Raw genomic sequence first — 23388 nt, forward strand, 5'->3', positions numbered from 1 at the left:
CCCGCCCTTCGCGGGTCGGTGCTGCTGCGGCGGCCGCCTACTCCACGGTCACGCTCTTGGCGAGGTTGCGGGGCTGGTCGACGTCGTTGCCCTTGGCCAGGGCCAGCTCGCAGGCGAACACCTGCATCGGGATCGTGGCCACGAGCGGCTGGAGCAGCGTGGGGACGGCGGGGATCTCGATCAGCTCGTCGGCGAACGGGCGGACGGTCTCGTCGCCCTCCTCCGCGATCACGATGGTGCGGGCGCCGCGGGCGCGGATCTCCTGGATGTTGGAGACGATCTTGTCGTGGATCACGCCGCGGCCCTCGCGGGACGGCACCACGACCACCACCGGCAGGCCCTCCTCGATCAGCGCGATCGGGCCGTGCTTGAGCTCGCCGGCGGCGAACGCCTCGGCGTGCATGTAGGCCAGTTCCTTGAGCTTGAGCGCGCCCTCCAGGGCGACCGGGTAGCCCACGTGGCGGCCCAGGAACAGCACCGTGCCGGAGTCGGCGAGCGAGTGCGCCAGCTCGCGGACCGGGCCGACGGTCGCGAGGACCCGCTCGACCTGGGCCGGCATGTTCGCCAGCTGGGCGATGACCGCGTTGATCTCGTCGCCGAACTTGAGGCTGCGCACCTGCGCCAGGTACAGGCCCACCAGGTAGCAGGCCACCAGTTGGGTCAGGAACGTCTTGGTGGCGGCCACGCCCACCTCGGGCCCGGCGTGGGTGTAGAGCACGCCGTCGGACTCGCGCGGGATCGTGGAGCCGTTGACGTTGCAGATGGCGAGCACGCGGGCGCGCTGCTCGCGGGCGTAGCGCACGGCCATCAGGGTGTCCATGCTCTCGCCCGACTGGGAGATCGCGATGACCATGGTCTGCCGGTCCAGGATCGGGTCGCGGTAGCGGAACTCGCTGGCGACCTCGACCTCGCAGGGGATGCGGCACCAGTGCTCGATGGCGTACTTGGCGATCAGCCCCGCGTGGTACGACGTGCCGCACGCGATGATCACGATCTTCTCGATCTCGCGCAGCTCCGACGGTGCGAGCCGCATCTCGTCGAGGGTCAGCGTGCCGTCGACCCCGACCCGGCCCAGGAGGGTGTCGGCGACCGCCTGCGGCTGCTCGACGATCTCCTTGAGCATGAAGTAGTCGTAGCCGCTCTTCTCGGCGGCCGAAGCGTCCCAGTCGACGTGGAACTCGCGCACGTCGGCGGGGTTGCCGTCGTAGTCGGTCACGGTGACGGAGTCGCGGCGCAGCTCGACCACCTGGTCCTGGCCGAGCTCGATGGCGTCGCGGGTGTGGGCGATGAACGCGGCCACGTCGCTGGCGAGGAAGTTCTCGCCCTCGCCGCGCCCCACCACCAGCGGGGAGTTGCGGCGCGCGGCGACCACGAGCTCCGGGTCGTCGACCGACATGGCGACCAGGGTGAACGCGCCCTCCAGGCGGCGGCAGACCGCGCGCATGGCCGCGGCGAGGTCGGGGGTGTCGCCCTGCGCCTTGAGCTCCTGGGAGAGGAGGTGGGCGGAGACCTCGGTGTCGGTCTCGGAGGTGAACTTGCAGCCGCGCTCCTCCAGCTCCAGGCGGAGCGGGGCGAAGTTCTCGATGATGCCGTTGTGGATCACGGCGACCCGGTTGTCGCCGTCGGTGTGCGGGTGGGCATTGACGTCGTTGGGCGCGCCGTGGGTGGCCCAGCGCGTGTGCCCGATCCCGATGCCGTCGGCGGCGCGCGGCGCCTGGTCCAGGGCGGCCCGGAGGTTGGCGAGCTTGCCGGCGCGCTTCTCGGTCTCCAGCCGGCCGTCGGAGAGGACGGCGATCCCCGCGGAGTCGTATCCGCGATACTCCAACCTTGCGAGGCCGTTCACGACGACCTCTAGCGCCGGTTGCGGCCCGACGTAGCCAACGATTCCGCACATGGCCGCCAGCGTAGCCAATGATCGGCCGTTCTCCGACCTTCCACCGAACCAGACCATTCGTCGTTTTCCCAGGTAACGGTATAGACCACTGGGTGGCGGGCGGGTAGACCGCGCACGTCAGGGGGCCATCGGCGGCCCCGGGTGCGGCCCCCGCGGAGGCGTCGGCCGCCGCGAAAAAAAATCTCCCGGCGTGTCTGATTCCTCCCTCCGGGTCCGCGTCCCCGCCCGCCGCTCGCCCCGGGCCGTCCCGCGGTCCGCGTCCGCCTCCGGGGCGGTGCGAGGTCCGCTGATCGCGCTCGTCTAGTGTGGACAAACGTGGCCAATCAAGCGACGACGAAGAACGGCGTCTCATCGCCGTATGTGGAGCTGGACCGGCAGGCATGGGCCGCTCTGCGCGACTCCACCCCGCTCGCCCTGACCGAAGCCGAGCTCGAGGTCCTGCGCGGGACGACCGACCCCACGTCGCTCGATGACGTCCGCGACATCTACCTTCCGCTGTCGCGGCTGCTGAACCTCTACGTCAAGGCGACCCGGCAGCGGCACGCGGCGGTGCGGGGGTTCCTCGGCGAGGACGACCGGCCCGCCCCGTTCATCATCGGCGTCGCGGGCAGCGTCGCGGTGGGCAAGTCCACCACCGCCCGGCTGCTGCGGACGCTGCTCGCCCAGTGGCCCGACCACCCCAACGTGGAGCTGGTCAGCACCGACAACTTCCTCTACCCCAACGAGGTGCTGAAGGCCCGCGGGATCATGAACCGCAAGGGGTTCCCCGAGAGCTACGACCGGCGGGCGCTGGTGCGGTTCGTCTCGGAGGCCAAGGCCGGTGCCCCGCGGATGGACATCCCCGTCTACTCGCACCTGGCCTACGACATTCTGCCCGGCGCGGTCCAGACCGTGTACCGCCCCGACATCCTGGTCCTGGAGGGCATCAACGTGCTCCAGCCCCCGCTGCCCGGGCGGCTGGCGGTGGCCGACTTCTTCGACTTCTCCATCTACGTCGACGCCAAGGTGGAGCACATCCGCTCCTGGTACCTGGACCGGTTCCTGGAGCTGCGGCGGACCGCGTTCTCCGACCCCCGCTCCTACTTCCACGCCATCGCGACCACGGTGGAGGAGGAGCGCGCGAAGGAGTTCGCGCTGAACACGTGGCGCACCGTCAACGAGGTCAACCTCGTGGAGAACATCCTGCCGACCCGCGGCCGGGCCACGCTCGTCCTCTACAAGGGCGAGGACCACCGGATCCGCCGGGTGCGGCTGCGCAAGACCTGAGGCGCCGGTCAGCGGGCGGCGATCGGCGGGCTTCGGAGCGGCGGGGGCGCGGTCAGCGTGTGCGCAGGCGGATCAGCGGGCGGGCGTGCGTGCGGGCGCGAGGCGGCGCCGCTCGACGTGGCCGGCGGGGGTCAGGCAGGCCGCGAACGGCCCGTTGGCGGAGCAGACCCGGTCCAGGAACGGGTCGAGGTGGTCGCTGTGCCACCGGCCCGGGCCCGAGGCGCCCACGGCGGCGGTGTCGGTGAGCTCGTCGTAGGCCAGCCGCAGCGCGTGCAGCCGGCCCACCGCCTCGTGGTGCTCCCACCACACCGGGCACCAGCCGGCGGCCTCGCCGACGTAGACGGGCACCAGGAAGTCGTTCACCCAGCTCACCAGCGAGGCGAGTTCGCCGCGGTAGGTGTCGCGGGACATGTTGAAGATGAACGGGGTGGAGTCATCGGGGTCGGGCTGTGGCGGGGCGGCCGCTGCCAGGTCGGTCAGCTGCGTTTGCAGCCTGATGACGTCTGCCCCCAGCTTGTGCATGGCGTTCTGGAGGTGCGCGACACGCTTCGACAGCCCGTCGTCGGTCGCGATGCGGTCGTCCGTAGAGGTCATGCGGCGAGTCCCGTGCTGCTGTCCGTGCCTGGAATGTGGCATTCAGGCTAGTAAACCAGTGCCCGGGGGTTCGCCCGGGCGACGATGGGGGAGGGCTGCTTCGACCGTACGCCACCCGGGGTACCGCTGAGGGCCACCACGGTGGGTTCGTGCAGGTAATGGCGGCCGGGCATCTTCGGATGACGCCGCGGCCCGGGGCGCTGTGCCCGGGACTTCACGGAACGACCGATACGCAACGCCATGTGTCGCTAGCCCCGGGTCCATCGAACGCGATCGCGTGCGCAAGCCGCAGCTCTATGCCGAGGCGGGGATCCCGCACTTCTGGCGGGTCGAGGACCAGGGAGAGTCGGTCGTCCACGTCTACGAGCTGGATTCCGTCACCCGCACCTATGTCGCCACGGGTATCCACCGCAAGGAGCTGAAGCTCAGTGTGTCCTTCGATATCGAGATCGACCTGACGGCGATCGATCGGCTGTAGTGCGTTTTCGGCGGGCCGTATTCCGCCCGTCAGTGGTGTGGGGCATGCTCTCAGAAGGGGCGGGCGAAGGCCGCATCGGCCGCCACGACGCACGAGGAGGCCCGGGTGCGCCAGGCACACACGGTCGACACGGTCCGCGCCGCCGAGCAGCGGCTGATGGCGCGGCTGCCCGATGGCGCCCTGATGCGCCGCGCGGCCGGGGCGCTCACCACCGTGTGCGCCCGGATGCTCCCCCGTGTCTACGGATCCCGCGTCGTCCTCCTGGTCGGCAGCGGCGACAACGGCGGTGACGCCCTCTACGCCGGGGTGGGCCTCGCGCGCCGGGGCGCGTCGGTGCGTGCGGTGATCGCCGGGTCGCGGGTGCACGAGGCCGGGCTGGCCGCCCTGCGGGCGGCGGGCGGCCGGGCGCTGTTCGTGCGCGGCGAGGAGCCGCAGGCGGGCGCCGACGCCGAAGCCGAGATCGCCGCCGCGGACCTGATCGTCGACGGCCTGCTGGGCATCGGCGGGCGCGGCGGCCTGCGCGCGCCCCACTCCGGCCTCGCCGCCTGCGCCGAGAGTTCGCCGGCGCCCGTTGTAGCGGTGGACCTGCCCAGCGGCGTCGACGCCGACACCGGGGCCGTCGAGGGCGCGGCCGTGCGCGCCGATGCCACCGTCACCTTCGGCACCCACAAACCCGGCCTCTTCGTCGACCCCGGCGCCGAACGGGCGGGGGTCGTGGAGTTCGCCGACATCGGGCTGGGCCCGGAGCTGCCCGACCCCAGGCTGGAGGTCCCGCAGGCCGCGGACATCGCCGCCCTGCTGCCGGAACCGGGCGGTGAGGCCGACAAGTATCGCCGCGGGGTCCTGGGCATGGCCGCGGGCTCCCAGCGCTACCGCGGGGCGGCGGTCCTGGCGGTCGGCGGGGCGCTGCGCGGGGGCGTGGGCATGGTCCGCTATGCGGGCCACCGCGACGCCGTCGCCGAGGTGCTGCACCACTGGCCCGAGGCGGTGGCGTCGGAACTCGACCCGGTGGACCCGCTCTCCTCCCTTCCGGGGCGGGTGGCCGCGTGGGTGATCGGCCCTGGCCGCGGGCTGCACCCCATGGCCGTCCTGGAGCTGGAGGCCGTGCTCGACACCACGCTGCCGGTGCTCATCGACGCCGACGCGCTGACCCTGGTCGGTCGCAGCCCGGACCTGGTGCGCGCGCGGACCGCGCCCACCCTGCTCACCCCGCACTCGGGCGAGATGTCCCGGCTGCTGCGTGGGACCGACCGGGCCGACATCGAGGCGAACCGGCTGGAGCACGCCGTCCGCGCAGCGGAGGAGTACGGCTGCACCGTGCTGCTCAAGGGGTCCACGACCGTGATCGCCGAGCCGGGGCGGCCCGCTGTGGCCAACCCGACCGGGACGCCGCTGCTGGCGACCGCGGGCAGCGGCGACGTGCTCGCGGGGCTGACCGGCGCGCTGCTCTCGGGCGGGCTCGCCCCGCGCGAGGCGGCGATGTGCGGCGCCTACATCCACGGCCTGGCGGCCCGGCTGGCCTACGACGGTGCCCCGATTTCGGCGTCGGCGCTGCTGCCCGCCGTCCCCGAGGCGATCGGCACGGTGCTCGCCGCCCGGTGACGGCGCCCGTCGCGGTGCCGGTCGGGCGCGCAGTTCGCGGTCGCGGCGCAGGGCGATGCCGACGATGTCGGCGATGAAGTAGTCGCCCGGGTCGCGGTGGTCGTGCAGCAGGTGCAGGTCGCCGTCGCCGACCCACATGAACTCGGTGTGCTTGCCGGGCTCCAGCCGCGGGGCCGACAGGTCGCCCTCGACCCGCACGAGGTAGTCGGCCTCGTGGCGTTCGATGCCGTCGTCGGGGGTCCACACGAGCCGGTAGACCTCGGCGAGCACCGCGGTGAGCCGCCACCCGGTCTCCTCGGCGATCTCCCGGGCGAGCGCGTCCGCCATGGTCTCGCCCGGCTCGACGTGCCCGCCGACGACGTCCCAGCAGTTGGGGAACACCCGGCGGTCGGGGGAGCGCCGCTGGGCGAAGGCCCGCCCGCTGTCGTCCACGATCACCGCTCCGGCCACCCACAGGTGCCCGTCATCGGTCGCGGGGAACTCGATGTCCTCCGCCACCCGCACGTCCGCGCCCATAGGCCGCCTCCTCGCCCCCGAAGCCCCCGCCGTGACCACACCGGTGCTCCGGCCACGTGACCACCCCGGCGTTCCGGCCGGCGCCGATGCCCCGGCCGCCGGCGCGACCGACGCTACACCCCGCCCGCCCCCGAGGAGCGCCGGGGGAGCCGCAGGGTGAGCAGCTTCGCGCGGGGGGCCAGCCGCCCCGCCAGGTCGAACACGCCCTCGGTGCGGCTGTGGTCGGCGTCGAGCACGGAGAACAGGTTCGCCCCCAGGTAGTAGGTGATCGCGCCGTAGGCGACCTCCCGTGCCGGCAGCAGCCGGGCCAGCGGCGAACCACCCAGGACCCGTTCCCAGTTCTCCTCGATCAGCGCGATCCAGGGCTCGGCGCGCGCGTTGATCTCCGCGCGCAGGTCGGGGTTGGCGACGGCGGCGGCGACCAGCTCGCAGAACTCGGCGAGGTAGCCGCCCTCCAGGTCGGTGCGGTAGATCTCCACCGCCGCCTCGACCAGCTCCTCCAGCGATGTCGCTCGGGCGGCCGTGGCGCTGTGCAGGGCCATGCGCTCCTCCGACGAGCGGTCCAGTGCCGCGAGCAGCAGCTGGTCGACGCCGCCGAAGTGGTAGAAGACCAGCGCGGAGTTGACCCCCGCCTCGGCGGCGATGGCCCGCGCCGACGCCGCGGCGTAGCCCTCCGCGCGCAGGACCTTCCCGGCCGCCGTGATGAGGCGGTCGCGGGTCTCCTCGCTGCTCCGCCTGGTGTGCGGGGCGCTCTTGGCCACGGTGTCCCCCATGCGATGTCCGAAGGGCGGGCGGCCGCCCGCCGCGGCTTCATCATATGGTTTAATCAAGCGATTAAATCGCGTGCCGAAATCGTCGGCCGCCGGGCAGGACGGAGGTCGACGCCATGGACCAGGACCTTCCCCCGGGCGGGGACCGGCCGCCCGGCACCGGCGGTACGCCGCCGGACCCCGGCGGAACCGGGCGGCCCTACGAACCCGACCGCACCGCGGGCGCCCGCGCCCGGCTGCTCCTCGCCGGGGCGCTCACGGCGCTCTTCGGCGCGCTGCTGGCTTACCGGGTGCTCAAGGCCGGTGACCTGGAGCAGACGGCGCTGTTCTACGTCGGCATCCCGGCCGTCATCGCGCTCACCGTGGTGTTCACCGCGCGCCCCCGGACGACCGCCGGCATCGCGATCGCCGTGACCACGATCGGGCTGCTGCTGGCGGGCCCGCTGCTCGACGAGGGGTTCGTCTGCCTGCTGATGGCCGCACCGCTCTTCTACCTGGTCGCGATGGTCGTCGGGTGGGCGGCCGGGCAGGCGCGGCGCGGCGGCGGCCGGTCGCGGTGGCACGCCGCGGCCCTCGGCCCCGTTCTTCTGCTGCTCTGCGCCGAAGGCGTCGCCGGGGTGAGCTACCTCCCCCGCGCCGAGGAGGGCCGGGCCGCCGTCGAGGTGCCCGCCCCGCCCGCCGCCGTCGCCGCCGCGCTGGCCGCGGAGCCCGCCTACGCCCCTCCGCGGGCGCTCCTCTTGCGCGCCGTCCCCTTCCCGCGGCCGACGGCCGCCCACGGGACGGGGCTCGACGTCGGCGACCGGCGGCGCATCGCGTTCACCCCGCGCCGCTCGCTCGGCCTGAACGCCGAGCCGACCGTGCGGGGGATGCTGCTGGAGATCACCGAGAGCCGGATCGGCGCCGACGGCGGCCGCGTCGTCTTCACCGTCGTGGACGACACCACGCTGGCCCGCTGGCTGGACCTGCGCACGGCCGAGGTGACGTGGCGGGCGTCGGGCGACGGCACCCGGATGACCTGGACACTGCACTACCACCGGACGTTCGAGCCGTCCTGGTACTGGTCGCCGATCCAACGCCACGCGATGGACCGCGCAGCGGGCTACCTCGCCGACACGTTCGCCACCGAAGCGCCCCGCCCCGGGGAGGTGCGTGCGTCGTGAACACCACCACGCTGCGACGCGGCGGCCGGCCCGGCGCGTCTCAGCTCAGCGGCTGCCCGAAGCAAGGACTCCGATGACCGCCCCGGGAGCGGTGGCGATGGCGGCCGTGGTCGCCCTGACACCGGGCGGGGTGCCGGATCTGTGGCACGACCCTGCACTCATCCGCGCGGTCGCGCTCTTCGGTCCGCTGCTGGTGGTGCTCCCCCTGGTGGCGGCGGCGCGGCCCGGTGCGCGCGAGATCGCCGCGGCGGTCGTCGCCACGGCGTGGAACGCCGCGGTCCTGGTGCCGTTCAACCTGGTCGCGCTCGACGCCGGCTGGTGGACCTTTCACGCCGAGGGTGCGGTCGCCCGCGGCGGGCTGCCCGTCGACCTGTGGCTGGGCTGGTCGCTGCTCTGGGGTGCGCTGCCGGCGCTGCTCCTGCGCGACCTCCCTGCTCCCCTCGTCGTCGGGGTGCTCACCTGGCTGGACCTCATCCTCATGCCACTGGCCGCCCCCGTTGTCCGGCTGCACGAGGGGTGGATGCTCGGCGATGCCGTCGGCATCGTCATCGGGCTCGTCCCGGCCGTCGTGCTCGCGCGCTGGACCCTGCGCGGCGAACGGCTCGGGGCGCGCGTCGCCGTGCAGGCCGTCCTGGCGGGCGCCCTCCTGCTGGCGCTGCCGCTCTACCTGGCCGGAGTGCGCCCTGCGCCGCTGCCGCCGGTCCTCATGGGGATCGGCGTCCAGGTCGCGGCGGTGCTGCTGCTCCCCGGGGCGGCCGCCGCCCGGGAATTCGCGGTCGCCGGCCGCGGCACCCCGCTGCCGTTGGAACCCCCCGTCCGGGTGGTGGACACGGGCCCCTACGCCTACGTGCGCAACCCGATGCAGCTCTGCGTCGTCCTCGGCTACCTGGCCTGCGCGCTCCTGGCCTGGGACGTGCGCCCGCTGATCGGCGCCGCGGTGGCGTTCGCGTGCGCGGCGGGCCCGGCGGCCGGGCACGAGGACGAGACGCTCCGGCGGTCGTTCGGCCCCGCCTGGGACCGCTACCGGGCCGGGGTGCGGCCGTGGCTGCCGCGCCCGCGCCCATGGCCGGGCCGCACCCCCGCGGTGCTGTACGTGGCGCGGGGGTGCGCCGTCTGCTCCCCGCTGGAGGGCTGGCTGCTGCGACGTCGGCCGACCGCGCTGACCATCGCCGCGGCCGAAACCCACCCCCGGCCGCTGCGGCGGCTCACCTACGCGTGCGCCGACGGCCTCGACGCCACCGGCATCGCGGCGTTCGGCCGGGCACTGGAGCACCTGCACCTGGGGTGGGCCCTGCTGGGCTGGGCGATCGGCCTGCCCGGGGTGGCCCGCTGCCTGGGCCTGTGCGCCGACGCATTCGGTGCGGGCCCCCGGGCGGTCCGCCGTCCGGCGCCCGGCGCCTGACCCGCGCGGACGGCGGCCGGAGCCGCAGCGGAGGGCCGGAACGGCGGCGGGTGTGAGGGGTGAGGTCCGAGAGGCTTGGTGGCGGGCCGGACGCTCGCGATAACGTAGGCGATCCGCCGGTGGTATGCGCTCCGGCGCGCACGGCACACCCCAAGCGGGCTGACACCGACCTCCCCCCGGATCCGGGCACGCGTAAGGGACCCTATGGACGAACAGGCCATGATCACCCGAGACCTCGTGTTGCGCGTCTGCGCCAACGCAACCGAGTTCGATCCGGGGTGGACCCAGGCGGACCGCAAGATCGTCGTTCCCTTCACCGCGCCACGCGACACCGCGCTCATCGCCAGGATCGTGGCCGCCGGCCAGGCCCTGGGCGTCGACCGGCTCCTGCTGTGCCGCACCCGCGCGGAGTACGCCTACGAACCCGTGACCGAGGTGCGCCCCGATGTCGCCGGTGTCGTCCAGGTCATCCGCGGCTGGGGCGACGAGCCCACCGATCTGCTGGTCGCCGCCGAGGACTTCTCGGCGGCGGTCCTGGTCACCGCCACCGACCTGACCGTCGCCGCCGGGCCCGTCGACTTCCTGCGCCCCCTCATCGGCCCCGACACCGCCGAGGCGCGTACCCGCTTCGGTGAGGAGGCCCGCGACCAGCGCGACCCCGAACTCCTGGGCGCGGCGCAGCGCTACGGCTGCCTGGAGCAGGGCGCCCGGCACGCGCGCTCCCCGCGCGGTCCCGGGGCCGACATCGCCGAGCGCTTGGCAGTGCGCGTCCGCACCGTCCGCGAGAAGCGCCCCGGCGCGGTCGCGGGCTTCCGTGCCGTGCGCGGCGCCTGGGGCTGGGCGATGCTGGCGGCCCTGCTGCTCGCCCCCGTCATGGTTCCGGGGCTCTCGCCGCTGCTGCCCGTGGTGATCGGCGTGCTCTGGCTCCTCACCCAGATGGCGTGGCTGGCGCGTTCGCGCACCGTCGGCTTCGCCACCCTCGTCCGGGTGCTGCTGCTCGGGGCGCTCATGCTCTGGCCGATCGCGCTGGCCGAAGGCGCCCTGGCCGCGCTCGTGGGGGCGGAGCCCGGCGGCTGGGTCGCCGCCACCTACATCGCGGTGCCGGTCGAGGAGATCGGCAAGCTCGTCCCCCTCGTGATCGTGCGGCTCCTGGCGCGGCGCCGCTTCCGCCGCCTGGCCGCCGTCGACTACCTGCTGCTCGCCGCCGCCTCCGGCGCGGGGTTCCAGCTCGCCGAGGAGTCGCTGCGCGCGGTCTCCGTGGCCTCCGCAGGGGCTGTCCTGCCCGCCGACTTCGGGCTGTTCACCCTGTTCCCCGGCGCGACCCAGGTGGCCGACACCGGGGTGTACTTCTCGGGGCACGGCGTGACCACCGCCCTGATCGGGGCGGCCCTGGGCCTGGCCGTGGTCGGGTGGCGCGGGTACGGGGCATGGCTGTGGCTGCTGCCCGTCGCGGCCGTGTGGGTGGCGGGCGTGGAGCACATGGTCTTCAACGCCGCCGCGGGCGGAACGGAGCCGACCGCGGTCACCGGGGTCGCCCACGCGCTGGTGGGCGGCGGTGTCGCGACCCGCTGGATCCTGCTCGTGCTGCTCGTCGCCGCCGTGCTGACGGACTACGCGCTCGCCCGCCCGGCGGCCGACGGCGCCCCGCCGCTGCCGGGGGAGCCGCCCCTCGCCGGCGCGCGCCGGTGGGCCTACGGCCGGGCCATCCGCAGCGGTGTGCGCGTCCCGGGCGACATCGCCCCGCTGTTCCGCCGGATGGCGCTCGCCTGGGTGCGGCTGCCGGTCGGCCTGGCCCAGACCTGCTCGGCGGTGCTGCACGAGTTCGCGGTGATGCTGGTGGCCGCCCGCAGCGGGTTCCCGGCGCTCGCCACCGCCTGGCGCTACCTGCGCGAACGCCGTGCCTACGCCATGGGCGCGGCGCGCGCGGGCGACAAGCCGTGGCGCCGCTTCCCCGTGCGCGACGACCTGAGCAGGACCGGCCGCGACCTGGAGTCCGCGCTCGGCATCGGCACCGCGACGGCGACCGCCGTCGCCATGGCCGCGGGATGGCTGATGGTCGCCCACCCGTGGCCGGTGCACGGCGCCGTCGACGGCACCGCCTATGCGGCGGCGGTGCTGGGCGATGTCACCCGGTGGTACGGCGGGGTGCCGGCATCGGACCGGGCCTGGGTCTGGGTGGCGCTGGTGGCGGTCGCCAGCCTGCTGGGCTCCGGGTGGGCCGTCCCCGACCGCCACCCCAGCATGGGGGAGTTCCTGCGCGAGCCCGCGCGGGGCGCCGGCCGCTTCCTGGGCGCGTTCGCGCCGGGCCAGGTGGCCTACGCGGCCGCCGGCCTCGTGGGCGCGGTGCTGCCGCGCGGCACGGCGCGCCTGCTACGCCCGCGCGCCTGAGCTCCCGGCGCCGGCTTCCCGGCGCACCGCGCCCGATCCGCGATTTGAGGGTTGACGGCGGGGCGTACCGTCATGCGCTGGGATATTTTCGTCCCAACTACCAACAAGCACTTCAATGTGACACTTGAAGGGTCGTATCTTCCGACCTCAAGGGGGCATTGACGTGGACGCCGACGACCTGAAGCGCCACATCTGCGAGACGTTCGAGGGGGTCAGCGTCGTCGAGAGCTCCGGCGACCTGTTCTTCAGCTACGACCCCGACGGCGACGTCGTCGCCTCGGAGCAGTGGACCCCGTTCGCGACGATCGTGACCGGCGACACCTATGACGGTGTCTCAGACCTGAGCCGGCCGGGGGACCACCGGCTGAACATCGGGCTGACGAAGGCCACCTACACCGCCCGGTTCGGCGCCCCGCCGCGGGAGCGGGGCGACCACGGCGTGCTGGACACCGGATTCGACTACGCGGTGCGCGACGAGGTGCTGCCGCACCCGCTCTACGCCTCGCAGTACTGGGTGTGCGTGGTGAACCCGGGCCGGGCGACGCTCGACGAGGAGGTCGCGCCCCTGCTGGCCGAGGCGTATGAGCGCGCGGTCCGTGCCCACGCCGCCCGGCGCGCCCGGCGCGCCCGGCGGGCCCGGGCCTGAGGGTCTGAAGGACTGAGGGCCTGAGGGACTGCCAGCGGGGCCGCCGCACAGCGGCGGCCCCGCGACCTGCGACCCGTTCGAGCACGGGTGGCGGTCCGGCGCATTGCGGGCGCGCCGGGCCGCGGCCGGTGGCCGCGCCTACTTCTCGCCGCCCCAGCCCTCGTAGCCGTGGCCGTGCTCACCGTGCTCGCCGTGGTGGCCGTGCTCGTCCTCGTCCTCTTCTTCGTCCTCGTCTTCCTCTTCCTCGTCCTCCGGGTCCTCGCCGTGCTCCGGGCCCGAGGCGCCGTGGCGGCCGTCCTCGCCGCCTTTCTCGCCCTCCTCGGACTCCTCGCCCTCGTGGCCGTTGCCGTGGCCGTACCCGTGGCCGTCGGGGCCCTCGTGCTCGTGCAGGCCCTCGCCCTCGTGCAGGCTCTCGCCCTCGTGCAGGCTCTCGCCCTCGTCCTCTTCTTCCTCGGCCTCGTGCCCGTGCTCCGGGCCCTCGCCGTTCACCCGGTCGGCGTGCGGCTCGTCCTCGTCCTTGCCGGGCTCCTCGTCCTCGCCCTTGCCCGGCTTCTCCTCGCCCTTGCCGGGGAAGCCGTGGCCGTGCTCCTCGCCGTGCCCGTTCTCGCCCTCGTGGGACTCCCCGTGGCCGTGGCCGTGACCGTGGCCCTCCTCGGGCTCGTCGTCCTCGCCCTTGACCTCGTCCTCGTCCTTGTCCTTGCCGGGCTTCTCCTCGCCCTTGCCGGGCTCCTCGTCCTCGTCCTTGTCCTTGAAGCCCTCGCCGCGGGGACGGCCCTCGCCCTCCTCGCCTTCCTCCTCTTCCTCTTCCTCTTCTTCGTCCTCGACGAGCTCGCCGATCCAGCCCAGGCCGAGCGACTCCAGGACCTCGAACCCGAATTCGCGGCCCTCCGTCTCCTCGCCCTCCTCGCCGTGCTCCTCGCCGTGCTCGCCGTGGTGGCCGTGCTCCTCGCCCTCCTCGTGGTTCGGGCGCTCCTCCGCGATGGCGGGTGCGGTCCCGAACAGCCCGAGAGCGGTGCCGGCCGCGGCGGCCAGAACGGCCGTGCCGAGGGTGTGCTTCACTGACACGTCAATCCCTTTCCATGAGTGATCGCAATGTGACACTGCGTGGTCACTTTAGGCATGCGTTCGGACGTTCCTCCAGCTCATCAGGGGTTTCGCGGTCATGATCGGCGCCGTTCGGCGGACCGGATCCGGGGGTTCCGGTCCTTCGGATTCCGCCACGCCGTTCCCGTGAGCGTTTCGCGCGCGGCCGCCCCGAGGGGGGTGCGCGCCCCCCGCACCGCGGAGGACGTCACGGGCGATTCCCGGCGTCTCCCGGCATCATGGGGTGATCACCCACCCGGGCGCGGATGCGCTGGTCGCAGGCCTGGAAGGGGGGGAGTGCTGGCACTACCCGCACGCGGTGTGGTGCCGTCATGGCGGCCCCGCCCGCCCGCTCCTAGATTGGTGGGTACGGACGGCGGAAGAGAGCGCACGATGACGGGGACGCTGGCGACCACGGCCACGGCCGGGCTCTCGGCCGCCCGCGCCGCGGCCCGCGCCCCGCGCTCCTGGACCGACCGGCTCGTCGGCCTGCTCCACCTGCTCACCACGCTCGCCCTGTCGGTCGTCTACCTGGCGCCCGTCGGGCTCCTGGTCTTCGTGATGCCGTGGGTCTCGGTATGGCTCGTCGGCGGGGCGTCCGGCGTCTTCCTGCCCCAGGACCGCGGCGACCCGTGGCTGCTGGCCGCCGGGCTCGTCCTGCTGCCCGCCGCGGCGACGCTGCTCGCCCGGCTGTCCTGCCGGATCCAGCGCAGCCGGCTGGAGAGCGTCTTCGGCATCGTCGAGACCCGCGCCCCCGATCCGGCCGAGCCGGAGTCCGCGCCCGTGCGCGTGCTGAACCTCCTCTACGGGCGCGACGCCTGGGCGGCCGTCCTCTACAGCACCGTCGCCGGAGTGCAGGGCGTGCTGGCCGGCGCGGTCACCGTGGTCCTGGTCGTCTACGGCGCCGCGGCCGCCATCGGGTCGGTGCTCGGCGTCGCCTACGCCCTCGCCGCGGGGGCGCCCGGCGACCTCTCCGACCCCATGGTGCTCGCCCCGTTCGTCCTCATCCTCGTCGGCCCGCTCGGCGTGGTCGCCGGGGTCCGCCTGGAGCCGGTGTTCGTCCGGCTGGAGGTCGAGGTGTCGCGGCGGATGCTGCTCGACGCGCCCGAGCAGCGCATCCGCCGCCGCCTGGCCCAGGTGCAGGACAGCAGGCTGCGGATGGTCGACGCCGCCGAGGAAGAGCGCCGCCGCATCGAGCGCGACCTCCACGACGGCGCGCAGCAGCGGCTCCTCGCCGTCACCATGACGCTGACCCGGGCGCGCGCCCGTTTCGACCGCGACCCCGAGCAGGCCCGCGACCTGCTGGATCAGGCGCGCGCGGAGGCCAAGGAGGTCATGGCCGAGCTGCGCGACGTCTCCCGCGGCCTGCACCCCCGGGTGCTGACCGACCACGGCCTGGAGGCGGCGCTGCCCGTCGCCGCCGGGCGCTGCCCGGTGCCGGTCCGGGTGGACGTCGACCTGGACGGACGCCCCTCGGCGCGCGCCGAGGGCGTGGCCTACTACGTGGCCTGCGAGGCGCTGACCAATGTCGCCAAGCACGCGGCCGCCGGGTCGGTCACGGTCCGCGCCGAGCGCGTCGCCCGCCGCCGCGGCGACCTGCTCCGGCTCACCGTGCGCGACGACGGAGCCGGCGGCGCCGACCCCGACGCCGGGACCGGCCTCTACGGGCTGTGGGACCGGGTCAACGCCGTGGACGGCACGCTCGACGTGCACAGCCCCGCGGACGAGGGGACCCTCCTCACCGCCGACATCCCCTGGAGGGCGTGAGACATGCGGATCATCATCGCCGAGGACTCGGTCCTGCTGCGCAGCGGCATGGCCCGGCTCCTCGCCGACGAGGGCGTGGAGATCCTCGCCCAGGCCGGCGACGCCGATGAGCTGATGGCGGCGGTGGACCGGCACCCCGATGCCGACCTGTGCCTGATCGACATCCGGATGCCGCCCGGCTACTCCGAGGAGGGCATCCGGGCGGCCGTCGAGATCCGGCGCACCCGCCCCGATATGGCCGTGCTGCTGCTGTCCCAGCACGTGGTGGGCCGCTACGCGGCCGACCTCCTCGGCGGCGGGTCGGCCAAGGTCGGCTACCTGCTCAAGGACCGGGTCGCCGACATCGACGAGTTCCTGGCGACCCTGCGCCGCGTCGCCGCCGGGGGCGCGGCCATCGACCCCGAGGTGGTGTCCCAACTGCTCACCCGCACCCGCGACAGTGCGCTGGACCGGCTCAGCCCGCGTGAGGGCGAGGTCCTGGGCGTCATGGCCGAGGGCCTCAACAACGCCGGGATCGCCGCCCGGCTGTTCATCACCGAGCGCGCCGTGGAGAAGCACATCCGCGCGATCTTCACCAAGCTCGGCCTCGGCCAGGCCGACCACGACCACCGCCGGGTCCTGGCCGTCCTCGAATACCTGCGCAGCACCGACCAGCACACCGGCGGCCCCGATCGCCGCACACAGGGCGCGGCCCTCGGCCGTCCCGGAGAGGCACGCACATGACGTTCACCGGCAGGGGGCTGTACGCCTCATCGAGCAAGGTCCGGCGCCCGCGGCGCAGGCTGCGGCTGGGCTGGCTGGCCATCGGGCTGGTCGTGGCGGTCGTGGTGCTGGTCGTCGGCGCGGCCAACGCCATCTCGGCCGTGCCGCTGTCCAAGGACCCGCGCAGCGACGCGTTCACCGGCGTCCACCGGATCTCCCTGGAGAACGCGACGCACGGCGACATCACGGTGGCCGCCACCGACGGCGACGAGCTGACGGTCGACCGCACCCTCGACGGAACGCCGCTCGCCGACCCCGACGACGAGATCGAACAGGAGGCGGGCGAGCTGGAGGTCGACGCGGAGTGCCACGGGCCGCCGTTCGGCGGCGACTGCCGGGTCGACTACGAGATCGGTCTCCCGGCCGGCACCGAGCTGGACATCGAGACGATCACCGGAGCCGTGGAGATCAGCGGCACCGAAGGCGATGTCTCCGTGGAGACCGCCGCCGGCCCTGTGAACGTCGAGGGGATCACCGGCAACGTCGACGTGAGCACCGTCGCCGGCGCCATCGACCTCGCCGGTGTCGAGGGCAGCGTGGACGCGGAGACCGCGACCGGGAGCTTCCGCGCCACGGGGTCGGGGGACGCGATCACCGTGCAGAGCACCATGGGCTCGGTCGACCTGGCGGGGTTCGACGCCCGCCTGGTCGCGGTCGAGACCACGGCCGGCGAGGTCGACATCGAGGGCGCGTTCACCACCGCCGAGGTCGAGTCGGCGGCCGGGGCGGTCAGTGTGCGCGCCACCGAGCGCTTCGAGCTGCTGGAGGTCGAGAGCACGGTGGGGTCGGTGGACCTGTACGTACCCGACGCCGCCTACCGGGTCATGGGCGAGTCGCTCACGGGGTCGCGCACCGTCGACGTGTCCACGGACGGCGACGCGTCGTCCGTCATCGACGCCACGACCACCGCCGGGTCGCTGACCGTGCGCCAGGCCGACTAGGCCCGGCCCAGAGGCCCCTGTGCCGGGGGCGGCCCGCATGCCCGCGGGCCGCCCCCGCAGCGGTTGCGGGCCCGGGAAGCGCCGGGCGTGCATATGCCCGCGGGACATGCCCTACAGTTCGCCTAGGTCGTCTTTCGAGCCGTTCCGGCCCTTTCGCCGGGCGGTCGCGGGGACGCCGCCGAACGCTGCCACGGCCGAGCGGAACGGAGAACGGGGCTCATGGAGGGAACTTCCCTGGCGGAGGTGTGGCAGGACGTCTTCCAGGTCCAGTCGGCGCCGCCGCAGTGGCTCGTGATCGCGATGGGCGTGGTCGCGCTGGCCGCCGTGCTGGTGCGCGGGCCCTGGCGCATCGCGCGCAACGTCGTGACGATCGCCCATGAGGGCGGGCACGCACTGGTTGCGGTGCTCAGCGGACGCACGCTGACGGGGATCCGGCTGCACTCCGACACATCGGGGGTCACGGTCTCGCGGGGGCGCCCGGACGGGATCGGGATGATCCTGACGGTCGCCGTCGGCTACATCACGCCATCGCTGGTGGGGCTGTTCGGCATCCTGCTGCTGCTCGACAACCGGATCACCGCGCTGCTGTGGCTGAGCATCGTCATCCTGGCGGCGATGCTGCTGCTGATCCGCAACGTCTACGGCGTGGTGTCGATCGTGGGCACCGGCGCGGTGGTCTTCCTGGTCTCCTGGTTCACCCCGGCCGACGTGCAGGCGGGGTTCGCCTACCTGTTCATCTGGTTCCTGCTCTTCGCCGGCGTGCGCCCGGTGTTCGAGCTCCAGGCCCAGCGGCGCCGCCAGCCCTCGCCGCAGTCCGACGCCGACCAGCTCGACCGGCTCACCGGCGTGCCGGGAACGGTGTGGGTGGTCTTCTTCGGCCTGGTGAACGTGGCCGTGGTCGTGCTCGGCGTGTGGCTGCTGCTGTTCTGAGCAGTCGGGTGCGGGCGGAGTCCGGGGGGACGGAGACGGCCGGCGCGGCGGGCCGGCCGCGGGGGTGACCGGCGCCGGGCGCCGGTGACGCGCTCACCTGCCGCTGGGGCTCCCCATGGGGGCGGCCAGCGCGGCGTCGACGGTGCCGAACACCGGAACGCGGGTGTCGATCGCGGTGACGCGCAGCACCTGGGCCACGCGGTCGATGGGCGCGGCGACGGACAGGGTGCTGTGGTGCTCCTTGGCCATGCGGTGGCCCTGGATGAGCACGCGCAGGCCGCTGGAGTCGATGAAGGTCAGGCGGGCGCAGTCGAGGACGATGCGGCCGTCGGGCCGCTTCTCGACGGCCGCGCTGAGGGCCTTGTGGAACTGCTGCTCGGTGGCCATGTCGATCTCCCCGTCGATCACGAGGACGAAGGCGTCGTCGTGGGGGCGAGGGGTGATCTTCAGCGCGGGCATGTTCGCTCCGGAGTGGTGCGCCGGTGCCGCCGCTCGTTGGGGCGGCGTGGCGCGGCGCACGCCCGCGGGCCGGGGACGGGCGCCTAACGGGCCGGACACCACGTGGGCGGGCGCACCGCCATCGCGAAAACTCTGGTTCATTGCTACCCCCATGCCGACAGCGGGAACCTGTCTGACACATGCGTGGATCGTCGTCGAGCCGGGGCACCGGCATCGGCTCAGGTGGCCGGGTCGTGGATGGCTGCGGCCGGTTCGGCCTGCTGGGCGGCCTGTAGGAAACAGGCTGCGCTCCCCCTCATTCCTAAGGTGCTTAGAACAAGCATCCGCCCCGGACCCTACCACACCGTCGTGTTCATTTCGTGACTTGGGCGGCGTGGCGCGGCGCACGCGGACGGTGTCCGCGGCGGTGGGAAACCCCGCGGGGACTGGGGTCCGGGAGGTGGCGGTGCTACCCTCAAGCAAACCAAGCAATTGCTTGTTTTCCTATCGGGAGGCGACCATGGCCATTGAATTCGGCAAAGCCACGGCGCGCATCGGCGCCTACGTCACCGGCATCGACCTCCGCCGCGACCTCTCCGGCGAGGAGGTCGCCACCGTCCACCGCGGCCTCCTGGAGCACGGGGTGCTGTTCTTCCGCGATCAGCACATCAGTGACGAAGAGCACCTGCGCTTCGCCCTCAGGTTCGGCGAGCTCAGCGTGCCCCCGATGAAGTCGGCCGCCCCCACCGGCGACCCGGTCACCGACTCCGTCCACGTGCTCAACCAGACCAGCCCCAAAGGGGAGGGCGGCGACAACTGGCACGCCGACAACACCTTCATGCCGCGGCCGCCGATGGGCTCCCTGCTGCGTGCCGTCAAGCTCCCCTCGGTCGGCGGCGACACCCTGTGGGCCAGCGCCTGCCACGCCTTCGACGACCTCTCCCCGGCGGTCCGCGAGCTCGCCGAGAAGCTCGTCGCCGTCCACGACATCACCCCCGGCGTGGTCAAGGCGATCGCCAAGGGGCACCCGCTCGACCTGGAACGCCTGCAAAAGGCGTTCCCGCCCCGCGAGCACCCCGTGGTGCGGGTCCACCCCGAGACCGGGCGCAAGCTCCTCTACGTCCACCGCAGCTCCGTGGTCCGCCTCAAGGGGCTCAGCCCGTGGGAGAACGACGCGCTGCTGCCGCTGCTGTGCGACCAGATCCGCCACCCCGAGTTCCAGGTGCGGCTGACCTGGGCCCCCGGAACGCTCGCCTTCTGGGACAACCGCGCGGTCCAGCACTACGCCGTGCCCGACTACACCGAGCGGCGCGAGATGCACCGCGTCACCGTCGACTTCCCGGTGGGGTTCGCCGACTGACGGCCGGCGCCCCGGCACCGGCCCCCGGCGCCGCTGCCGGGACCGCCGCCCCCGGCCCGTCCTGCTGGAGCGCCCACGCGCACGCCGACAGGGCCAGCGGCACCGCCACCGTCAGCGCCAGCGCCGGGATCGCGATCCCGGAGTCGTTCACCGCGAACCCCGCCAGCGCGGAGACCAGCGAGCCGGTCAGACCCGCGCGCAGCGTCGGCGCGTACTCATAGGCGCGCTGCAACGCCCCGACCTTCCAGTCGGTGGGCTTGTTGAGCACCACGAACAGGAACAGCAGCGCGCACGCCGACAGCAGCGTCAGCTGCCAGTTGCCCAGGGAGCCCAGCATCGCCCCGAGCTTGCGGTCCAGCACTGTCCACGCAGCGCCGTCGGCCAGCTGGTCGGCGAACAGCCCGAAGTGGCTCCGTTCGCTGGGCGGCCGGAGGTAGTCCAGGTAGGACAGGACCCCGATGATCAGCACCGCCAGCGCGGCGACCGCGGCCATCCACCCCGCCGTCACTCGCCGCCCGGCGATCATCAGCACGGTCACCGTCAGGCCCGGGACCAGCGCGAGCACCCCGCCGAAATCGGTGCCCAGCCCGGGCCAGCCCACAACGAACAGCGTGGCCACCCCGACCACGGGCGGCACCGCCAGCGCCCACACCCGCAGCCCCCGGCGCAGCAGCGCGTGCGCCACCCCGGCGACGGCCATCAGCATCCCGGTGGCGAACGTCGCCGAGGCGATGTTGCCCAGCCCGTAGAAGCGGCCGCCGACGATCGCGGTGTAGCCCGTGGGCGAGTTCATCTGGAGGTTGGCGCCGGTGCACGTGTCGATGAACAGCACCGCGGTGGTCACGCCTGCGACCACCGTCATGGGGCCGAGGATGTCGCGGCGCCACGGGCCCGACACCGCCACGGCCACCACCAGCACGTCGGTCAGTAACACGCAGGCCGGCAGCGCGATCTGCGGCACCGAGGAGGACCACCAGGGGATGAGGTTGGCCAGGTAGCTGGACACCGGGAACGCCGCTCCGCCCAGGGCCACGGTCCGCGTCATCGTCAGTACCGCCGCGCGCTTGTCGAGGTCGCGGGCGCCGTAGCGGTGCAGCGCGTAGGCCGCGGCGGCGTAGATCAGCAGCTGGACGGCGACGAGCAGGCTGAAGAACCCGGCCATCAGCGACTGGACGACCAGCGCCGCTGTGGTGAAGTCGGCCAGCCGATCCACCGCCGCGCCGGTGCCGGGCGGGCGCGGCTCCTCCAGCCAGGCGCGGCCCACCATGCCCGGCTGCGTGGGCAGCGCCATGGAGTGCAGCAGGGTCGTGGTGGTGTCGGTCAGGGTCACCAGGCCTTCACGGCGGGTGGACTCCGAGGTCAGGAAGCCGCCGTCGTAGTCGGTGCCGCCCGGGCCGGGGCCGTGCATCAGGGCCGCGGTCAGCTTGGACGCGCCCGCCTCCACCGAGACCCCCGCCACCAGCACCGGGGAGCCCTCGGGCAGCACCTCCAGGAGCCGGCCGACCTGCGCGTCGATCGCGGACAGGGCGTCGAGGCGGTCGTCGTCCTGGATGGGGTCGGGCTCGGGTTCGGCGGCGGGATCGGGCGGGGGCGCGCCGTCGGCGGCGCCCGAGGGCTCGGCGCCGGGGACGGCGGGTTCGTCGTCGGGGTCTTCGGGCGGGTCGAGGTAGAGGTCGGCCAGGTCGTCGAGGTCGACCACGGTGAGCCAGGCGCCCGCGAGGTCGCCCCGCTCCAGGTCGTCCACCGCCGGCAGGTAGCGGTCGACACGGCCCTCGGAGTCGGCCGCCGCCAGAGCGGCGCCGGGGCCGACGGCGAGGGTGGAGCCCCCGGCATCGCGCACCGCCTGACCGAGCAGGCCCACCCGCGCGGCATAGGAGGACGCGGCGTTGTCGGCGACGTGGTCGGCATAGTCGGGGACGACCGCGCCGCCGCCGTCGCGGTCGGGCTCGGGGGGCACCGGGAGTTCGCAGATGGAGTGGCGCTGGCGCTCGCTGGAGGCGCGTTCGCCCGCCGACACCGTCAGCCACCCGTCCACCGGGCAGGTGCGGGAGGTGACGGTGCGGATCGACATGTCGCCGATCGCACTGCGCTCGGCGAGCCCCCACAGGTGGGGGGTGGTGCGGGGCCCCATCTCCTCCCAGAGCAGCCCCGGGACCCCGACCAGCACCACCGGCCCATCGGGCCGCTGCGGAGCAGGCGCCCCGGGAGAAGCGGCCGAGGCCGGCGGAGCAGTGACGGGCGCTGCGGCGGCAGCGGGCGAAGCGGCCCCGGAAGGCGCAGCAGGCGAAGCGGCGGCAAGGGGTACCGGGGCGAGCGCCAGGGCCGCGGCCATCGCAGCACCCCCGGCCAGGACCCGGCGCGCAAGGGCACATAACGGCAGCCCCCGCAGAGCCACGGCCCCTCCCCCCTCAGCCCGCACGTTCGCACGAGACGGCCCTCACACTAACGGCCGCACCGGGCCCATCGTGGGAGGTGAGCCCACGCGCGCCAGTGGTGCCGCGGCCGGTGCCGGACCGGCAAGGACCGGCCGGCCGCTCTCGGGGTGGGGGAGAGGGCCGGCCGGTGGGGGAGGGGTCAGAAGCAGAGGTCGCGGAGGTACTGGTAGCCGACCTCGGCGGTGTTCTCGGGGGTGACGTCGGGGGTGTCGTTCTCGACGATGTACTCGCGGACCCGGTGGGCGCGGAAGATGCGGGCGAAGTCGATGATGCCGGTGCCCAGGTCGGCGGTGTCGCCGTCGGATTCGGCGCGGTCCTTCACGTGGAACAGGAGCGTCCTCTGCCGGGCCGCGCGGATGACGTCGAGGGTGAAGCCCTCGGGGTCGTCGGCGCCGTCGCCGCTCTCGATCCCGCCCGTCACCGCCCAGTAGATGTCGATCTCCAGGTGCACCAGCCGGGGGTCGAGCTCCTCGGTCAGCACGTCCCACGGGGTGCGGCCGTTGCCGAGGTCCGTCGTGAACTCGTGGGCGTGGTTGTGGTAGCCGTAGCGCAGGCCCACCGAGCGGGCGGCGGCGGCCTCGGTGTTCATCTGCTCGGCCCAGCGCTTCCAGTCGTCCTCCACCTCCGAGGCGAGGTAGGGGACGACCATCGACCACTGGCCGAGCGTGAGGGCGTTGTCGAGCTTGGTCTCCAGCGCCTCCTCGCTCTCGCTGATGGCCTCGTGGCTGGACGCGGGCTCGATGCCGAGCTCGTCGAAGAACGTCCGCAGCTCCGCGGCCGTGCGCCCGTAGTAGCCGGCCACCTCCACCCGGGGGTAGCCGATGTCGGCGATGTGGGCGAGGGTCGCGTCGAAGCCGGGCTCGCCGCCCAGCGAGTCGCGCATGGTGTAGAGCTGGATGCCGATCCGGTCGGCCGGGACGCGCCGGCCCCGGCCGATGTCGGCGGCCTCGGGCGCG

19 protein-coding genes and 1 pseudogene are annotated in these 23388 nt (G+C 73.8%); 12 read left to right on the top strand and 8 right to left on the bottom strand.

Translation table 11 applies throughout. The features are described 5' to 3' along the window. Positions 1-37: 37 nt before the first annotated feature. Positions 38-1894 carry a glutamine--fructose-6-phosphate transaminase (isomerizing) gene (gene glmS, locus ACFOVU_RS02065; RefSeq protein ID WP_378529535.1) on the bottom strand — a complete coding sequence of 619 codons (1857 nt, stop codon included), beginning with the start codon at positions 1892-1894 and terminating at the stop codon, positions 38-40. Between the two features lie 360 nt (positions 1895-2254). Here glmS and coaA point away from each other — a divergent pair, with 360 nt between their 5' ends. After that, positions 2255-3160, top strand: coding sequence for a type I pantothenate kinase (coaA, locus tag ACFOVU_RS02070; protein ID WP_378529955.1), 906 nt, complete (start codon positions 2255-2257; stop codon positions 3158-3160). Positions 3161-3232: 72 nt separating this feature from the next. Here coaA and ACFOVU_RS02075 read toward each other — a convergent pair whose 3' ends face one another. Then, a complete protein-coding gene (locus tag ACFOVU_RS02075) occupies positions 3233-3754 on the bottom strand; it encodes a DUF4913 domain-containing protein (protein ID WP_378529536.1) in 522 nt (173 codons plus the stop codon). Between the two features lie 202 nt (positions 3755-3956). Here ACFOVU_RS02075 and ACFOVU_RS02080 point away from each other — a divergent pair, with 202 nt between their 5' ends. Further along, positions 3957-4232 carry a Uma2 family endonuclease gene (locus ACFOVU_RS02080; protein WP_378529537.1) on the top strand — a complete coding sequence of 92 codons (276 nt, stop codon included), beginning with the start codon at positions 3957-3959 and terminating at the stop codon, positions 4230-4232. 105 nt (positions 4233-4337) lie between these two features. Next, a complete protein-coding gene (locus tag ACFOVU_RS02085) occupies positions 4338-5834 on the top strand; it encodes an NAD(P)H-hydrate dehydratase (protein ID WP_378529538.1) in 1497 nt (498 codons plus the stop codon). 30 nt (positions 5835-5864) lie between these two features. Here the strand turns inward: ACFOVU_RS02085 and ACFOVU_RS02090 are convergent. Both ACFOVU_RS02090 and ACFOVU_RS02095 read right to left on the bottom strand, forming a co-directional pair. Next, positions 5865-6350: pseudogene (locus ACFOVU_RS02090) on the bottom strand (NUDIX hydrolase); the annotation flags it as partial. A 113-nt stretch (positions 6351-6463) separates the two neighbouring features. Further along, complete coding sequence (locus tag ACFOVU_RS02095; protein WP_378529539.1) at positions 6464-7123, bottom strand: TetR family transcriptional regulator; 660 nt, start codon at positions 7121-7123, stop codon at positions 6464-6466. A gap of 113 nt (positions 7124-7236) precedes the next feature. Here ACFOVU_RS02095 and ACFOVU_RS02100 point away from each other — a divergent pair, with 113 nt between their 5' ends. The 4 genes from ACFOVU_RS02100 to ACFOVU_RS02115 all read left to right on the top strand — a co-directional run bounded on the left by ACFOVU_RS02100 (position 7237) and on the right by ACFOVU_RS02115 (position 12716). Further along, the gene (locus ACFOVU_RS02100) at positions 7237-8280 is read left to right on the top strand and encodes a hypothetical protein (protein WP_378529540.1); all 1044 of its coding nucleotides are present in this window, start codon (positions 7237-7239) and stop codon (positions 8278-8280) included. A gap of 73 nt (positions 8281-8353) precedes the next feature. Beyond that, positions 8354-9682, top strand: coding sequence for a methyltransferase family protein (locus ACFOVU_RS02105; protein WP_378529541.1), 1329 nt, complete (start codon positions 8354-8356; stop codon positions 9680-9682). Positions 9683-9886: 204 nt separating this feature from the next. After that, positions 9887-12070 (top strand): PrsW family intramembrane metalloprotease, encoded by a 2184-nt coding sequence (locus tag ACFOVU_RS02110; protein WP_378529542.1) that lies wholly within the window; start codon positions 9887-9889, stop codon positions 12068-12070. Between the two features lie 163 nt (positions 12071-12233). Continuing rightward, positions 12234-12716: a DUF6194 family protein gene (locus ACFOVU_RS02115; protein WP_378529543.1), complete on the top strand. Its 483-nt coding sequence runs from the start codon at positions 12234-12236 to the stop codon at positions 12714-12716. Positions 12717-12854: 138 nt separating this feature from the next. On the opposite strand, the gene ACFOVU_RS02120 is transcribed toward ACFOVU_RS02115, so the two are convergent. Beyond that, complete coding sequence (locus ACFOVU_RS02120; RefSeq protein WP_378529544.1) at positions 12855-13781, bottom strand: hypothetical protein; 927 nt, start codon at positions 13779-13781, stop codon at positions 12855-12857. A 411-nt stretch (positions 13782-14192) separates the two neighbouring features. Here ACFOVU_RS02120 and ACFOVU_RS02125 point away from each other — a divergent pair, with 411 nt between their 5' ends. The 4 genes from ACFOVU_RS02125 to ACFOVU_RS02140 all read left to right on the top strand — a co-directional run bounded on the left by ACFOVU_RS02125 (position 14193) and on the right by ACFOVU_RS02140 (position 18199). Further along, complete coding sequence (locus ACFOVU_RS02125) at positions 14193-15566, top strand: sensor histidine kinase (RefSeq protein WP_378529545.1); 1374 nt, start codon at positions 14193-14195, stop codon at positions 15564-15566. A 3-nt stretch (positions 15567-15569) separates the two neighbouring features. After that, positions 15570-16289 (top strand): response regulator, encoded by a 720-nt coding sequence (locus tag ACFOVU_RS02130; protein WP_378529546.1) that lies wholly within the window; start codon positions 15570-15572, stop codon positions 16287-16289. Further along, on the top strand, positions 16286-17269 hold the full coding sequence (locus tag ACFOVU_RS02135) for a DUF4097 family beta strand repeat-containing protein (RefSeq protein ID WP_378529547.1): 984 nt from the start codon (positions 16286-16288) through the stop codon (positions 17267-17269). Before ACFOVU_RS02130 ends, ACFOVU_RS02135 begins: the two co-directional genes overlap by 4 nt. Before the next feature lie 219 nt (positions 17270-17488). After that, entirely contained in the window at positions 17489-18199 is a 711-nt protein-coding gene (locus tag ACFOVU_RS02140; protein ID WP_378529548.1) for a M50 family metallopeptidase, read from the top strand. 93 nt (positions 18200-18292) lie between these two features. Here the strand turns inward: ACFOVU_RS02140 and ACFOVU_RS02145 are convergent, their stop codons facing one another. Further along, positions 18293-18658 (bottom strand): STAS domain-containing protein, encoded by a 366-nt coding sequence (locus ACFOVU_RS02145; RefSeq protein ID WP_378529549.1) that lies wholly within the window; start codon positions 18656-18658, stop codon positions 18293-18295. A 499-nt stretch (positions 18659-19157) separates the two neighbouring features. Between ACFOVU_RS02145 and ACFOVU_RS02150 the strand changes: the two genes are divergently transcribed. Next, positions 19158-19997 (top strand): TauD/TfdA dioxygenase family protein, encoded by an 840-nt coding sequence (locus ACFOVU_RS02150; protein WP_378529550.1) that lies wholly within the window; start codon positions 19158-19160, stop codon positions 19995-19997. On the opposite strand, the gene ACFOVU_RS02155 is transcribed toward ACFOVU_RS02150, so the two are convergent. Continuing rightward, positions 19963-22329, bottom strand: coding sequence for a hypothetical protein (locus tag ACFOVU_RS02155; protein WP_378529551.1), 2367 nt, complete (start codon positions 22327-22329; stop codon positions 19963-19965). The two genes, ACFOVU_RS02150 and ACFOVU_RS02155, sit on opposite strands and share 35 nt — an antisense overlap. A 242-nt stretch (positions 22330-22571) precedes the next feature. Continuing rightward, a partial coding sequence (locus tag ACFOVU_RS02160) for a sugar phosphate isomerase/epimerase family protein (protein WP_378529552.1) occupies positions 22572-23388 on the bottom strand: 817 nt, incomplete at its 5' end.

Origin of the sequence: Nocardiopsis sediminis (genome assembly GCF_042650565.1) — a bacterium.
Taxonomy (GTDB): domain Bacteria; phylum Actinomycetota; class Actinomycetes; order Streptosporangiales; family Streptosporangiaceae; genus Nocardiopsis_B; species Nocardiopsis_B sediminis.

Coding starts and splice junctions, on each gene's coding strand:
- glmS (WP_378529535.1), bottom strand. CDS start 1,894: ATGTGCGGAATCGTTGGCTACGTCGGGCCGCAACCGGCGCTAGAGGTC.
- ACFOVU_RS02075 (WP_378529536.1), bottom strand. CDS start 3,754: ATGACCTCTACGGACGACCGCATCGCGACCGACGACGGGCTGTCGAAG.
- ACFOVU_RS02095 (WP_378529539.1), bottom strand. CDS start 7,123: ATGGGGGACACCGTGGCCAAGAGCGCCCCGCACACCAGGCGGAGCAGC.
- ACFOVU_RS02100 (WP_378529540.1), top strand. CDS start 7,237: ATGGACCAGGACCTTCCCCCGGGCGGGGACCGGCCGCCCGGCACCGGC.
- ACFOVU_RS02105 (WP_378529541.1), top strand. CDS start 8,354: ATGACCGCCCCGGGAGCGGTGGCGATGGCGGCCGTGGTCGCCCTGACA.
- ACFOVU_RS02110 (WP_378529542.1), top strand. CDS start 9,887: ATGGACGAACAGGCCATGATCACCCGAGACCTCGTGTTGCGCGTCTGC.
- ACFOVU_RS02125 (WP_378529545.1), top strand. CDS start 14,193: ATGACGGGGACGCTGGCGACCACGGCCACGGCCGGGCTCTCGGCCGCC.
- ACFOVU_RS02130 (WP_378529546.1), top strand. CDS start 15,570: ATGCGGATCATCATCGCCGAGGACTCGGTCCTGCTGCGCAGCGGCATG.
- ACFOVU_RS02135 (WP_378529547.1), top strand. CDS start 16,286: ATGACGTTCACCGGCAGGGGGCTGTACGCCTCATCGAGCAAGGTCCGG.
- ACFOVU_RS02140 (WP_378529548.1), top strand. CDS start 17,489: ATGGAGGGAACTTCCCTGGCGGAGGTGTGGCAGGACGTCTTCCAGGTC.
- ACFOVU_RS02145 (WP_378529549.1), bottom strand. CDS start 18,658: ATGCCCGCGCTGAAGATCACCCCTCGCCCCCACGACGACGCCTTCGTC.
- ACFOVU_RS02150 (WP_378529550.1), top strand. CDS start 19,158: ATGGCCATTGAATTCGGCAAAGCCACGGCGCGCATCGGCGCCTACGTC.
- ACFOVU_RS02155 (WP_378529551.1), bottom strand. CDS start 22,329: ATGGCCGCGGCCCTGGCGCTCGCCCCGGTACCCCTTGCCGCCGCTTCG.